At 65.9% G+C, this 13625-nt stretch carries 18 protein-coding genes; 10 read left to right on the forward strand and 8 right to left on the reverse strand.

Going from position 1 to position 13625, the window contains the following annotated elements:
- Positions 1-147: 147 nt before the first annotated feature.
- The 9 genes from JHY01_RS25865 (at position 148) to JHY01_RS25905 (ending at position 5330) form a co-directional block, all read left to right on the forward strand.
- Positions 148-384, forward strand: a complete 237-nt coding sequence (locus JHY01_RS25865; protein WP_205328617.1) for a hypothetical protein — start codon at positions 148-150, stop codon at positions 382-384.
- An 82-nt stretch (positions 385-466) separates the two neighbouring features.
- Positions 467-841, forward strand: a complete 375-nt coding sequence (locus tag JHY01_RS25870; RefSeq protein WP_205328618.1) for a hypothetical protein — start codon at positions 467-469, stop codon at positions 839-841.
- Between the two features lie 89 nt (positions 842-930).
- On the forward strand, positions 931-1413 hold the full coding sequence (locus JHY01_RS25875; RefSeq protein ID WP_205328619.1) for a DUF3846 domain-containing protein: 483 nt from the start codon (positions 931-933) through the stop codon (positions 1411-1413).
- A gap of 75 nt (positions 1414-1488) precedes the next feature.
- Entirely contained in the window at positions 1489-1857 is a 369-nt protein-coding gene (locus tag JHY01_RS25880; protein ID WP_205328620.1) for a hypothetical protein, read from the forward strand.
- A 27-nt stretch (positions 1858-1884) separates the two neighbouring features.
- Positions 1885-2154: a hypothetical protein gene (locus JHY01_RS25885; RefSeq protein ID WP_205328621.1), complete on the forward strand. Its 270-nt coding sequence runs from the start codon at positions 1885-1887 to the stop codon at positions 2152-2154.
- Positions 2155-2381: 227 nt separating this feature from the next.
- Positions 2382-2804 carry a hypothetical protein gene (locus JHY01_RS25890; protein ID WP_205328622.1) on the forward strand — a complete coding sequence of 141 codons (423 nt, stop codon included), beginning with the start codon at positions 2382-2384 and terminating at the stop codon, positions 2802-2804.
- A 239-nt stretch (positions 2805-3043) separates the two neighbouring features.
- The gene (locus JHY01_RS25895; RefSeq protein WP_205328623.1) at positions 3044-3532 is read left to right on the forward strand and encodes a DUF6205 family protein; all 489 of its coding nucleotides are present in this window, start codon (positions 3044-3046) and stop codon (positions 3530-3532) included.
- A 920-nt stretch (positions 3533-4452) separates the two neighbouring features.
- Positions 4453-4935, forward strand: a complete 483-nt coding sequence (locus JHY01_RS25900) for a DUF6205 family protein (RefSeq protein WP_205328624.1) — start codon at positions 4453-4455, stop codon at positions 4933-4935.
- A gap of 65 nt (positions 4936-5000) precedes the next feature.
- Positions 5001-5330 (forward strand): hypothetical protein, encoded by a 330-nt coding sequence (locus JHY01_RS25905; RefSeq protein WP_205328625.1) that lies wholly within the window; start codon positions 5001-5003, stop codon positions 5328-5330.
- Positions 5331-5460: 130 nt separating this feature from the next.
- On the opposite strand, the gene JHY01_RS25910 is transcribed toward JHY01_RS25905, so the two are convergent.
- From JHY01_RS25910 to JHY01_RS25925, 4 genes are all read right to left on the reverse strand, one after another.
- Positions 5461-6747, reverse strand: a complete 1287-nt coding sequence (locus tag JHY01_RS25910) for a ParB N-terminal domain-containing protein (RefSeq protein ID WP_205328626.1) — start codon at positions 6745-6747, stop codon at positions 5461-5463.
- Positions 6729-7544, reverse strand: a complete 816-nt coding sequence (locus JHY01_RS25915) for a ParA family protein (RefSeq protein WP_205328627.1) — start codon at positions 7542-7544, stop codon at positions 6729-6731. Before JHY01_RS25915 ends, JHY01_RS25910 begins: the two co-directional genes overlap by 19 nt.
- A gap of 417 nt (positions 7545-7961) precedes the next feature.
- Complete coding sequence (locus JHY01_RS25920; protein ID WP_205328628.1) at positions 7962-8483, reverse strand: hypothetical protein; 522 nt, start codon at positions 8481-8483, stop codon at positions 7962-7964.
- Positions 8484-8513: 30 nt separating this feature from the next.
- Positions 8514-10127, reverse strand: a complete 1614-nt coding sequence (locus tag JHY01_RS25925) for a hypothetical protein (protein ID WP_205328629.1) — start codon at positions 10125-10127, stop codon at positions 8514-8516.
- A 333-nt stretch (positions 10128-10460) separates the two neighbouring features.
- Here JHY01_RS25925 and JHY01_RS25930 point away from each other — a divergent pair, with 333 nt between their 5' ends.
- Positions 10461-10850, forward strand: a complete 390-nt coding sequence (locus JHY01_RS25930) for a hypothetical protein (RefSeq protein ID WP_205328630.1) — start codon at positions 10461-10463, stop codon at positions 10848-10850.
- A 383-nt stretch (positions 10851-11233) separates the two neighbouring features.
- Here JHY01_RS25930 and JHY01_RS25935 read toward each other — a convergent pair whose 3' ends face one another.
- The 4 genes from JHY01_RS25935 to JHY01_RS25950 all read right to left on the reverse strand — a co-directional run bounded on the left by JHY01_RS25935 (position 11234) and on the right by JHY01_RS25950 (position 13412).
- Positions 11234-11569 carry a hypothetical protein gene (locus JHY01_RS25935; protein WP_205328631.1) on the reverse strand — a complete coding sequence of 112 codons (336 nt, stop codon included), beginning with the start codon at positions 11567-11569 and terminating at the stop codon, positions 11234-11236.
- Between the two features lie 99 nt (positions 11570-11668).
- Positions 11669-12238, reverse strand: a complete 570-nt coding sequence (locus JHY01_RS25940; protein ID WP_205328632.1) for a hypothetical protein — start codon at positions 12236-12238, stop codon at positions 11669-11671.
- A gap of 214 nt (positions 12239-12452) precedes the next feature.
- Positions 12453-12896: a hypothetical protein gene (locus tag JHY01_RS25945; RefSeq protein ID WP_205328633.1), complete on the reverse strand. Its 444-nt coding sequence runs from the start codon at positions 12894-12896 to the stop codon at positions 12453-12455.
- 72 nt (positions 12897-12968) lie between these two features.
- Positions 12969-13412, reverse strand: coding sequence for a hypothetical protein (locus JHY01_RS25950; protein WP_205328634.1), 444 nt, complete (start codon positions 13410-13412; stop codon positions 12969-12971).
- Between the last annotated feature and the right edge of the window lie 213 nt (positions 13413-13625).

Consider the following 13625-nt stretch of genomic DNA (forward strand, 5'->3'; position numbering starts at 1 on the left):
ATGGTCGACAACAAGTCGACTACAACCCGCCCCGGCATTTGCGATCGTGGGTAAGCCACGACAAGATTGACCTAACGCCGAAACGGCGAGACACGATGTCACACAACACAACAGGGTTATTGCAATAGCGATGCGAAAGGCTCAGAAATGACCGCCACCGCAACCACGCCGGACCTCGCACAGCTCCACGCCGAACTGGCCGCAGCTCAAGAGGACCACGCCGACGCCGAAGCGGCCGTGCGCGACGCACTGTTCGACACCGGCGACGCCTACGACGGCGACCCGACACACCTCATCGAACACGCCGCCCGCCTCGCAAAGCGGGTCGCAGACCTCAAAGCCGCTATCGCCGATCAGGCGACCGGCCCCGACTGCGGCGCTTAGCGACACCGCGACCGCCGCTCCTCCCTGCCAGCGCGGCACACCCGCCGCGCTGGCAGACCCTCGAACGAAAGGGCACCCTCCGATGACCGCACACCAGGTCTACGTCATCAACCCGAACCCGCAATTCCCGGTCACGACCACGAGCGTCGACGGCGGCCCGTACATGGCGCGCGCCTCCGTTGCCCGCCTTATCGGCATGGGCACCGACACGCCCGACCTCACCCACTTTCCCGGCGGCGTCGCCGCATGGCACGCGCCCGCAGGCGACACCGCCGACCTGGCACCGAACCCGGTCGCAGCCCTCGTCCTCGACGCGCTCGGCGCGTACGGCCCCTGGACTGCCGCAATTCGCGGCCCGGTCGTCCTCACCGCCCAGGAGCAGAGCCACCCGAAAGGGCTCACGCCCGCACAGTCAACGGACCTGCTCGTCCTGATCTGCGAGGCCGTCTCCCGCTGAACCCGCAACAGGCCCGCCGCTTCCGGCTAGGCGGCGGGCCGCCCACTGCCTGCGCCACGCTGGCACCACCACAGGAAAGGCACGACCCCATGAGCACCTTTGACAACCTGCAATCGTTTGAATCGCTCGACGGCGACCCGATCGGCGAGGCCCTGCTCGACATCACCGGCACCGTGATCCTCACCCTGAACCGCCCCGCGCTGCTGCTCGCTCAAGGTGTCGGCGTTGTCTTCTGCGACCTCCCCGAGGACACGTACGAGTTCAAGCGCGCTCACATCGGTGCGCGCCTGCTCTCGCAAGCGGCGTTGAAAGAGGACATCGACCTTTGGTACGACCAGGAGTACCTGTATTCCGGCAATCCAGTGAACCCCGCCGCGGTGATCCTCACGCGTGACCTCAACTTTGAAGACGGCACCGTCAACATCCAAGGTTCAGCCGTCGCCACCGGTACCGACAAGGAAGGCGAGACCGTACCCCTCAACCCCGGGCAGGTACGCCGCCTCACGCACTGGTTCCTCAACCGCGTCGGCTCCCCCGGCGACCTCCACATTGCCCGTACCGCCCCGTCCTAGTCATCACCGGCCGGGCCAGCGCGAACCGCCGCGCTGGCCCCGCCTCCATCCCCACCCGAGAGAAAGCGAACCACCATGGACACTCTGCGCACCGTTGTCACCGTCAACCCCCGCCCCGGCATCGCCTACACCGTCGCCCCCGTTGCCGAACGACCGACGCTCACTCTGGACGACCTCAGCATTGCCACCGGGTACGTGACCGAACTGCGGCCCCTCCACATCAGCTCGGAAGGCGTCGCTTTGTGGCCCGTCGCAGGCAGTCCCGACCAGTACCCGCCGAACACGCTCGGGACCGCACTCTGGCACCGGTTCGGCGGCGGCACGTTCGACAGGATCGAAGGGCCCGCGATCATCACCGGATGGGAGTCCGACACCGGAACCGGCCTCACGACCAGTCAGCTCGCGGCCGTCACCAACGCCATCCTCGAAACCGCCGTGCACTGACAACCCCGCAACGGAAGGAACCCACCGATGACCACCACCGCTTGGCAGCACGCCAAAGCCGCCGCTGCTCGCGCTGGCGAACGCGAAGCCCTCGCAGCCGACCTCGCGCCCGGCATCATGGCCGCATGCGCCGCAGGGTCGACGCTCCACTCGATCGCCGACGCGCTTGAAATCAACCCCGATCACCTGGCGCATCTTGTGCGCACGTGGGCGGACGAACACGGCCGGGCACCGGTGACCGAACCGGCAGACCGGATCTTGCGTGAATACGAGGAGGACCGTAAACGGCGTGCATGACTGCGCGGCAGCCTCCGGCGAGGCTGCCGCCGGCGCCCGCGGTCGGGCGCCGGCGGCCGACCGCGGCCGCCGGCGGTCTGCGCTCGGGTACCGGGTTTGGTACTCGTCTGCGCGAGGGGCCCGCCTGGCACTACAAGTCGACTACAACCCGCGCTATCCGTTGGCCTACAACGAAACGCACGACAACATTGAACACGCAAACGCACCCCACACGAACGGAGCGGCGAATGACTCGCGGGCACGCGAAAATGCTCGACGGCATCGTGATCGAACCGCAGATCACCCGCTCTGAAATCCAGGACAAGCTCGACAGCGGCGAGTACGTGCCCGTCGACGCCACCACGTTCCATTACACCGCGGACGGGCACACCATCCGCGTCGGCGACCTAGCCCTGCACTTGGGAGACGACGGCGTCAAGTTCGTGTGCGGCTGGCCAGAAGACCACGTGCCCGGCGTCGGCCTGGTCGACGCGCTTGACGCGATCGTGGCCGACTATCGCACGACCCCGGACGGTCGCACGCGCTCCTGGTCGAGTGCCATTCACGTCGAACGGTACGAACCGAACGCGGCAGGCGGCTACGACCTGGCCCGCTGCGAACGGCTCACCGTCCAGGACGGGTGGGCCTTCTCGGAGCACGTGCCCGCATGACCGTCGCCGACTGACCTCCTTAACGTTCGCGGGTGACCTCGTTGTGCCACACCCGCGCTGGCGGTACCGGACCGAGACGGTATCGCCAGCCGCACCGCCGTTCGATGGCCGCGGCGGTGCGGCACGCAGCGGGCCGAGTCCAGCTCCGGGACTCGGCCCGCTGACGTACACGCAGACAAGCCCACGTGGCGCCCGCCGCCTCCCGACGCCATCATTCATCCAACCAGTGAAGGAAACCCATGGGCACGTTGAGCCGCATCACCGGCCGGATCACCATCAACCCCGGCATCACCTGGCATGAGTTCCTGGATGCCGCAAGCGAACCGCGGCCCTACCCCAGCCAGATCACGACCGGCGACACCCGGTACTACTGGGACCCTTCGACACCGGACACGATCATCACGGGCGCAATCGCGCTCGAAGTCGACACCCGCCGGGCGCTCACCGACGACGGTACGGAAACCGTGCGCCGCACCATCACGGCGATCATCCCGATTCCCGGCGGTGAACGAGTGAAGGCGTACGACATCGACTCGGACATTGCACGGGTCGCCCGCGAGTTCTGCAGCGCCTCAGGCGACGACACGCGCTACTTCACCGGGTATCTCGAGTGCACGGCGGAGGACGACTGGAAGCCCCGGCGCTGGTATGTGCGCTCCGGTCTTGCCGTCCCGGCCAGTCCTGAGGTCACGTTCACCGAACCGGAAGGCCCCGCGGTCGGGTTCTGACCGGCTCCGGTGCCGGGGGGAAGGCGCAGCTCGAGTACGAGCTGCGCCTTTGGCGAATCCGGTGATGGCCGCGGGCGGTGCTGGCTACTCCCCTGCGCTGGCAAGATGGTTTCGCGAACGTCCACAACGCTTCGACTACAGACCCTGTGAACTGCGGAAATGAGTGGCAGTCTGCGCGAATGCACGACAATATTGAAGCATCCCAAGGGAACCGGGACGCGAACACAGCGGGCACACCCGCTGACGGCGTCCGGTCTCCCGCAAGGTGTCCGTGGCAGCAGGTGGCGAGGGGTGCGTCTGCTGCCACGAGCGGTCGAGTCTGTTGAGGGGCAGGCTCGACCGCTGTCCATTCGTTCGTCCGTGCACCGGCCCGGAGGCTCAGTCTGAGTCTCCGGGCCGTTTGCTTTGCGGGCTCCCGTCCCGGCGGTTGGGGCGAGCGGTGCATTCGGCACGGGCCCGCGGCGCCGGCAGGTTCGCGTGCGGTGGCAGCGGGCGAGAGCGCGCAAGCGAAGCGACCGGAATTTCACGGTGTGTAGCAGTGGCGGGGACCCCCGGTAGTTTTTACCGGACCCCCTTTCCAAAATGCCGCAAGCCGGGGTGAAACAGACACAACGAAAGCACTACAACCGCACCACAGCCAAACACCGAAGCGGCATTTTCCCTGGTCAACCCGTCAATGCCACGACAACATTGAGGTATCCCGAGGGGACACCGGTGACGCTGCCGCGCCAAGGCGCATCTTGCTGACCGGTGTCGACGACCGCGCTGGCGATCCCAGCGGACGGTCCGACCCGAAGCGGCCCCGGGGTAGCGAGTACTGGCCAGCTCGCGTGACGGTCGGACTGCACTGACGGGGGCAGTCCGACCGTCACTTCCCACTGACTCGGCAAGGTCCGAGCCCAGTATCGAAAGGACACCCTTTGGGCAGCAACACGTACGTCTCAGGGTCGATCAGTTTCAACCCGCCCGCGACCTGGAACGAAGTCCTCGCCGCTATGCAGCGCACCGGCAAGGTCGGTGACGCCCGCCGGTTCGAGTACGACGTCGACTCGGACGCCCGCAGTATCGAGTGCGGCGACGTCACCCTCACCGTTGCCGTCGACGAGCAGATCACAGCAGACGGCCTCATTTCGCAGCGGCGGGTCGTGACCGACGTGGGGCCCGGAAGCGAAGAGCCGTGGCCCGCCCGCGACTTTGAAGCGTCACTCGCTCAGGTTGCCGCCGACTTCGCCACAGCACCCGACAGTGCACCGCGCCGCTTTGAAGGGCACCTGCAGACCGAGTTCAAAGACGAGTTCTACATGACCCGCTGCTATCTCGTCGATGGCGAGCTCATCGAGCATGTCGCAGAGATCGCCTGGCCGAGCGCACCTGCCAGCACCCAACCTGAAACTGCCGCGTGAGCACATCGCCCCGGCGATCCCGCGTCCTCGCCGCGCAGTCCCACTCGATTTGAAAGGCACACCCCATGAACGGATTCACTGACGCTCTCACCGAAGTGTTCACCGGCCGGATCGACCATGAGACCGGGGAAGGCCGAGCCACCATCGAACTCGTCTACGCGCGGGGCCGGACCCACTGCCAAGCGACCGGTGCGCAACTACGCCCGCGCGAAGACGTGTGGCTCGAAATCGAGATCCCTGGCAGTTCCACTGAGTACATCGGTCTGGCCGCGGCACAGTTCGACAGCGCTGAGGGCCAGGCGCTCGTTGACGAGTGGCAAGCGAACCCGGGGTGGGCTGTGAAGGTGTGGGACGGTCGGAAGCTGTGGGCGGAAAGTTCACCGCGTGAACTTTGACGCTGTCCGGGTGGCGCAACGAACCGGCGGCGCGCAGCTCAGAAGGACTCGAAAGTTCACGCGGTGAACTTTTGACGCATAGAGGAGGGGCCCGAACCAACTGGTTCGGGCCCCTCCTCACACCTCATTGCTAGAGGCGGTCGTACAGCATCTCGGTCAGTTTCGCGAGCGTCCCGGGGTCGCACTCGGACGTCAGCGCTTCAAAAGCAGTCTCAGGCTTCACCTTGCCCAGCACCTGCGCCGCCGCTTTCGCTGCTTTGAACTCGTCCGAAACTGCCTCCGGCGCATCACCCTCGACGTCGTCGTGCTCGTCGTCGACGGTCGGCTCCCGGCGCGGCGGAGCGTGAAGCGGGCTCTCTTCGGGTTCCGGTGCAGTCGGGTCAGGATCGGCAAGCCCGGAGTCGATGGGGTCAAGCGCAGAAGCGCTCGCCTCGGGCTCGGTCTGCTTCTCGACAAGGTCGACAGGGTCCGCTTGCTCCTCCCCCGCGTCGTGCTCAGGCCGGGACTGGGGCGCTGACTGCTCCGGAATGACGCCGTTGTTCACCGTGTGAACTTTCGACTCCACCTCCGGTGCAGTTTCGGGCTCAGGCCGCGGCGCTGGTGTGCGACGTGCCCGCTCCCAGTCCTTCCAGGCGGAGAACTGCTCCTCCTCCTCCAACGCCAGGATCGGCTTCGCGATCTGCGCCTGCTCGGCAGGGTCGAGCTTCGACAGCTTGACCGCTACTGCCAACGGCATCAGGTCCTTCTGATCGGGCCGGTCGAGGAGGTCCTGAAGATCGTCGATGAGTTTGGTGAGCCCAATCCGCTGCGAGACGTACGACTTCCCCAGCCCGAACATTTCGACGACGAGCTGCTGCCCCCCGTGGCCGACCGATTGGGCGATCTCGACGTAGGCGCGGCCTTCCTCCATGACGGTCAAGTCGGACCGCTTCTGGTTCTCCTCGATGGCGGCCTTCTGGAACCGCACGCGCGACTCGGCAAGGTTGTCATCGATGACGGCGTTCACCACGGTGAGGTCGGGGGCCTGGAGGATCGCGTTTAGGCGCCTGGCACCCATGCACGACACCCAGTCGCAGCCAGCGACAAGCGCTTCGTCCTCAGGGAACAGTTTGAGGTAGGCCGCGACGGTAACAACCGTGATCGGCTGCAGTTGCCCGTCGGTGCGGATCGACAGTGCAAGCTCGTCGAGTCCCCTGAAGATCCGCCGTGGGTTCCTCGGGTTCGGTGCGACCTTCTTCGCCGGCAGCGCACCATAGATGCCGGGCCCGGCCGGAACGTTCACCGCGTGAACTTCTGCTGCTGCCCCACCGGTGCCAGGCAGGTTCATCGGAGGTTTCGGATTGCGGGCCTCCGGAACGGCCCGACCTTTCTTCTCGCCTTTCTTTGCGAGCAATTTCTCTACTGCGTTGCCAGACAACGGACGACGACCTCCTTGGCGATGGCGTTGAGTGAAGTTACAAGCTCAGCTGCTTTCTTGACGGGGGCGTGGTCGACGGAGCAGTTCACCATCCGCAGTGATCGCGTGGACAGCCACCGGTAGTCGCGGATGAACTCTTCGGAGATCGGCACCTGGTAGGTGTCCTGCAGGCGGATGGCCCACGTCAGGTACTTGGCTGGGGGAGAGGTCGTTGTCATGTTCGGCACCATGAGGAACGGGAAGTGCCCGATCTCTTTGAACATGCCTTCGAGCGCTTTCATCTCGCGCTCTTTGAACACGGTGGGGACGATGTTCAGGTTCGCGGCAGCGATCGCACCGAGCGTCGAGGGCGATCCGCCGGGGTGCGTGTCGATGACGATGGGGCGGCCGTACTGCTTGCCGAGGTCGGCAGCCCATGCGCGGATGAGTTTCTCCATGTCGCCCGCGGACGGCTGGCGGTCTTCGAACTCGGCATGGCCGGGGATGAGCGCGGGTCGCCCGGCCTGTTCGTGCTCGCCGGCCCAGATGGGTTTCGGCGTCCGCTCGGCGTTGATGGCGTCGATGAGGATCGAACGCTGACGGTCGTCGGGGTTGTATCCGAGTGCGATTGAGGCGCTGCCTTCATCCCACTCGAAGTCGATGAGGATGGCGCCGAGGAGGTAGGCGAGTTCCATCGCGGTGAAGGTCTTGCCGACGCCTCCTTTGTATGCGGCGACGGTGAAGATCTTCCCGGCGAGGGACGAGGGGGCGATGCCGTTGCGGAGCATCCACTGCTGGCGAAGGGGAGTAGTGGCCATCACGCGTGTACCTCAAATTGTTGTGATGTGGTCATGCGGTCGAGCATAACGACGCTGTTCAGGTTCGCACAGCCCTGACACGCAAAATCTTTGAGTTAATGAGGTGGAGGTCTCGCGTGATGTTCTATGCCGCGGGATCTTTCCGGCATTTCGGTACTGTTGCGCTGCTAGAAAGTTCACCGCGTGAACGTTGCGCCTCCATTCCGGACGCTGATCCCGAGCACCGCCCGCTGGTGAAAGTTCACCGCGTGAACTTTGCCGGTCGGGAACCGACGGCAGCGACCCGATGCGGAGACTCGAAAGTTCACGCGGTGAACTTTGGCCGAAGCGACCTCGGCTCCGCTGCATGCCCTACCGGGCCGCAAAGTTCACGCGGTGAACTTTGGTGGCGCGGCCCGACCCTGCGGGGAAGTGCGATTACCCGCGGCGCCGCCTCGGCTTCTTTGGTTGTTCCGTACGAGCCAGTTTCGGGTCGCGAACCTGATGCGCCACTGAAGCACGCAACCGCAGATGGTACTGCTCCATCCCGGTTCGGGTGAAGCCGTACAGGTCTCCGAGCTTCGCGTACGACAGGCGCTCCCGCTCGCGGAGCACCGAAGGTGCGTCGCCGCGGTCCTTCCCGTATTGGCAGGCATCGAGGAAGGCTGCGCGCCGCTTCTCATGCGGCGCGATGACGTACGTCCACATTTGGTACTCGAGCCACTTGTCGATGATGACGGCGTCTTCGAAGACTTCCCGTGTGCAGAGCTTGTGGTGTTTGGTCACCAGGTCGAGAATGTACTCGGAGCCTTCGCCGATCCCCGGCGGCAGCGGCCGTTCCAGGTCGAGTCCCTGGTAGTCGAGGTATTCCTTCACGCGGACGTACGCGGCTTGACCGTCTTTCGCGGTGACTTCTGGAGGACGTTTCCGCAGCATAGGATCACCTCTTTTCATGTCCACAGTTTGTGGACAAGGATACGGGATCCCGGGTCACCGGCGGCGGCGGTGGCCTCGTCCCGGCCCGTGTCCAGGTCGGCTCTTGTCCCACGCCAGGACAGGAACAGGGTCGAACCACCGGCGCCGATCTTCAGTCTCGATCACCGGCCTCGGCATGCCAAGCGGGGCAGCGTCCCAAGCACGACGGAACGCTCGAGCGAACGCATCCTTACTGGAACCGACATGCTCGGCAATCTCGTTGATGGTCATGACCGCAGGAAGCGACCGCTCCCCCGCCGCCCAAGCGGCAGTCGCGGCATCCGCGCTGTCGAAGAAACGCGTCGCGCCTCGCTGCCTGCCGACGAACGGGATGGTGTAGCGGGTCTCGTAGTCAGTGCGGATCTGCCACGCTTCGATGCGAGAGCGACCCGGCTTCACGATGGTGTGCCGCACCAGCGAGTCGACCACCGCCACCGTGACATCAGGCGCGACCTGGACCTGCCGGGTGGCCGTACGCTCAGCCTCCACCGTTGTCTCCGACCCGGTCGCATCCGCCCACTGCACCCACAGCGCCGAACCGTCAAGGTCGTCGCGGCCCTCACTTCGCAGCACCTCCGCCATGAGTCCCTCGACATTGACAAGCGTCGAACGAGCAGCGACAGACTCTTCGTCGGCGCCATACAGCGGACCGGTCAGCAGTCCGTCTGACCATGCTGTCCACCTCCGGTCCGCATGGAAGACATGCAGACCGGGGTCGGTTGCCGCAGCGATCGTCATCAGCCACCACTGCGGATGTTCATCGAGAGCCGCCTGAGCCGACTGTGCGTCAGTGAAGGCCGTACTCCATCGCGTCAGCGTGCCCATGCGTCCGTCATGATCGGAGATGACGACTCGGGTCGCCTCCCCCGGGATGACGGGAGGCCGCAGCGCCGCGATTGCGGCAAGGTCCTCCATGCCAGCGCCGAACGCTGCAATAGCTACTTCGGGGCGAACACCAGCGACAATGAGGTCAGGAAGATGCCTCGCCGGCGGATGCACGTCACCGTGGACATCGAACCCGAAGGGCAGCCACCCGCGCTCGCGCCACCATTGCCGCGGGTGCGCGGCCAGCGCCGCGGCGTCCTCGTCGGACGTAACGCTCCACGCGACGTCCTCGAGATCCTGCGGCGTCCACCCGTGCTGGATGAAGTACGGCAGGAAAGCCGCATCGAACGACGAAGGCAAATCAAGGTCCATGCGGAGCTTGCCGGCGGCGTCAAGGTCAAGCTGGTCGAGCAGGTTCGCGGTCTCTCGCTTGCTGAGGCTGCGGACCAGCATAAGCGTCGGCACGTCGAACACGTCATGGCTCACGACCACGTCAGGGAACAGCGCCCGGATCGCTGCGGACTCGTCAACGTCCGCGTCGGGGTCGATGCGAAACAGCCGGTTCTGCGCCTGGACGGTGGGGTTCTCGTTGTCGAAGAAACCGAGCCACAGCCGGTCGTGTTCAACGTCGACGAATACCCATCCTGCGCCGACGCCCTCCACCTGAGCAGGGTACGAATCTGGCCCCGAGGCGTCTTCGGCAGCCGCGTGGGGAGACCAAAAGGCACTGATGGTTTCCGCTGAAGGTGCGGTGAACTTGGCGCGGAGTTCGTCGAGCGAGATGTGGAAGTCGTCGTCAGCCATGCTGCCCCCTGAAAAGATGTCCGCTTCAGTCTGACATCTTTCAGCGAGGAAGGCAAGTGGCCTCATGCGCGGCCGCGAAAGTTCACCGCGTGAACTTTCCAGACCGAGGCCCATCAACCGAAGGCGCTGAGCGGACCACTCCGGCGGTCTGGCGACGTGTCGGTTGTCATTTAAGTTGGCGCAGTTGCCATCACAGTTGACGCAGATTCTCATTAGATCTGTCGCACTGCAGGTCATGAGATACCTGGTGCGACAACGTCGTCGAGAACCGACGTCAGCGCAGCACCCGCGTGCTGCTCCTCGGAGTCGAAGCGAACCCAATACCGTGATCCCATGATCCTTGCCGAGCACCAGACGTACTGCGTCGCCTTCAAACTCGACACCGACGCATGGGCACAGCAGCTGGAACCGGGAGAGTTCGCATCGACGAACCTGTCTCACGACAACGCCGAATACCTCTGCGTGACAGCAATAGCGTCGACATGCGCACACATGGATGCCGCCAGCATCGAAGCTTGCCCCGACCATCCCGAGCTCACCAGCGGCACCGACGCCCAGCTGATGGTCAAGGCCGTGAAGGGAGCTTGGACCATGGCGGCAACGGAAGGGTTCACCTGCCCGGTGCCGGACCTGCCAGCGAGCGACGGGTGGATCGTTGCCGTCATTACCAATGACCGGTTCCGGGTTGACCACAGCGACGACACAGCGGAAGTCCAACGGTGACACGGGCGGAGGCGCAGCACCGTTCACCGCGTGAACAAGTGCCGGGCCGCTTGTGTCTCGCCATCGGAGTGGCTGTCACCGAATTCGAACGCCCCGGCAGTACAGTGGAAGACGCCCAAGGGCTGTGATGGATGGCTGAAGCGGGCACTGTGGGCACCGGCTCGATCGGTGTTCCTGGCTGCCAGGGTAGGGGTGCGAACGGCGCCCAGTCCATCGGTGGGGTGTCTCCTGCGGGAGGCACCCCGTTCTGCGTTTGAACGCCGGCGGCGCCGTGGTCCTGAGACCGCAGGTCTTCATTGAACGCTCGCCCTCGTCGCAGATACACCAGTCGATCTGTCAATCTCGCGACTCCGGAAAGTTCACGCGGTGAACTTTCGGCCACGTCACAGCGTCGGTGTCGGCGGCAGCGTGTCGAGGTTGAGCCACCATCGGCAGGCCCGGTCGATGAGGTCAGCGCGCGTGTAGCCAGCGCCCGTGCCGATCGCTGCGAGCTCGACCCACCAGGCGGTGTCGGCGGCGATGCCTGCAGTTTTCGAGCGGCCCCAGGCGACCGCAGGACGGTCGTCGGGACGGCGTGGGAGTGGTGTCCCTGTGCTCCAGGCGGTGAGGATCGCCGCTAGGAGCGCCGCCGGGTCGTGGCCGGCGCTTGCAGCCGACTCCCAGTACGCGGTCCAGAGGGCGGCGTCGATGCGGAAGGTGACGCGAGGTGTTTCGGTCATGGTGGTCCTGTCGGTAGTGGTGTCGGGAGGGGCGGCGAGGTCCGGAAGGCGTTACCGGACCTCGTGTCGACGGCCAGCGCGGGCGGGTCGCAGCGGTCGTCAGTCGTCGCTGTGTTCGGGCAGGGTGGCTTCGTACTCCCACGCCCAGTCGCGTGCGAGTTTGGAGGCGTCGTGGCCCCAAGCCATGTAGGGCGTCTTGCGGTGCTCGATGAAGTACGCCTCGGCGGCGTGGAAGGCCGTGGCGGCAGCTCGCGGGAAGACGGTCTCGACGATCGTCTTCGCGAGTGCGGCGAACTCCTCGGCGTTCGCCGCGGCCGCGGTGGCATCGTCGGCCAGGAGCAGCGCGACGTCACGGACGGCGGCCGACATGTCGAACGGCGACAAGTTGTCCTCAGGATGGCAGGGAAGCGCGAGCGCGAACGCGGACGGTTCGGCCATGCGACGGCCGGGGCCCGGGCGCGGCCCCGGTTCGGGCTTGCAAGTGCCGCAAACGGGCGTGATCGGAAGGTGCCCGCCGAGTACGGGTCGGGTGACCGCGGTTCCGCAGGCACAGACGCCGTGGGCGGCGGCGGTGCCGTCCGGGTCGTATCGGACGGTGCCGGTGATGAGAACGTGCGTTTGGCAGGTGGGGCAGTCGGCGGTGACGCGCATGGTGCGGCCGTTGTACATCGTGTGGTGCTCCTTGCTGCGGTGGCAGGGGTGTTTCCCGCGGGAAACTCGACGGGCTCGGATTGCGTGTGCTGAATGCTGGGTCGCGGCGGTTGGTTGTTGGCGGGTCACGGCGTGAGCGGCTGGCGTGCGGAAGGCTGCGGTTCACGCAGTGAACGTGGGGAGTGGCGTGAGCCCCCGCCGGGAGCCGGGCCCGGCGGGGGAGTAGCGGCGGTCAGCGCGGATCGGCGTTCAGGGCGAGCACGATCGTGCCGCTCGCCATGGCCCAGTTGAACGTCCGGTTGAAGTCGCGGACGATCTTCGGCGGTTTGCCTCGGGCGAAGACGATACGTCCGGGCGGACCGGGGTGCAGCATGTGTGCGGCCAGCGCGGCAATTTCGGGTGTGGTGAGGATGCCGCACAGGTGGTGCAGTGCGAGGGTGCGGATCTCTTCCCGCCAGGTGCGGCGCAACCGGTCGTGTCCGGTGAGCGCGGCGAGGTGCATGCGGGTGTCGCGGAACCGGTCGGCGGCGTCCATGACGCAAGGCTCGCCCCAGGTGTGGCCGGTCCGGTAGAGGCGGACGAGTGCGGCGTCAAGTTCGATGGCGCGCCGGAGCGTGTAGCCGACGAGGATCGTGTGGGTGTCGCTGTCTGGTGCGGGGAGGACAGTTGCGGTCATGCGGTGTTCCGTTCCATGTGGCGCGGCGTGTGTGCGGGGCGGCGGGGGAATCGGCCGTCGCCCCGCACGGGTTCAGGTGGTGCTGCCAGCGCGGGCCGTGAGCGTGAACCGGTCGGCGATCGCGTCGACGACGGCGGCCGCGAGGCCGCGATAGGTCGCGTACGGGCCGAGGTCGCCGATGTGGCCGTCTCGGGTTTCGTCGCCGCCGAGCGCGGCGACGGCGGCGCGGATCGCGGCGGCGCGAACGGCATCGTTCTCGGCGGCGTCCGGGCATTGGCGGCCCATGCCTTGCATGCACCGGCTCTGTTGGACGGTGATGGTCGGGCGGGTGCCGCTGAGCCGTTCGGCGAGGTCGGCGTGTTCGGTTGCCAGCGCGGCCATTTGCGTCTCAACGTCGGCGTAGTCGCGGGCGGCGAGCGCTGTAGTGCTTAGGTCTGCCAAGTGGCAGTGAAGGGCGTGCGCTTCAATGACGCTGCCGGTGGTGAGGGGGATCGTGAAGTACGTCCAGTTGATCATGGGGGGTGCCTCCCGTAGGATCGCGGTTGCAATTTCGGTTGCGGGTCCGTCCGTATTGCTTGCCAGCGCGGACGGGCCGTTTTTGTTCCCCGTGTAACCCTGTTGTGTTGTGGGATAACGTGTCTCGCCGTTTCGGCGTTAGGTCAATCTTGTCGTGGCTTACCCACGATCGCAAATGCCGGGGCGGGTTGTAGTCGACTTGTTGTCGACCAT

Origin of the sequence: Glycomyces sp. YM15 (genome assembly GCF_016918015.1) — a bacterium.
Taxonomy (GTDB): Bacteria; Actinomycetota; Actinomycetes; order Mycobacteriales; family Micromonosporaceae; genus Glycomyces.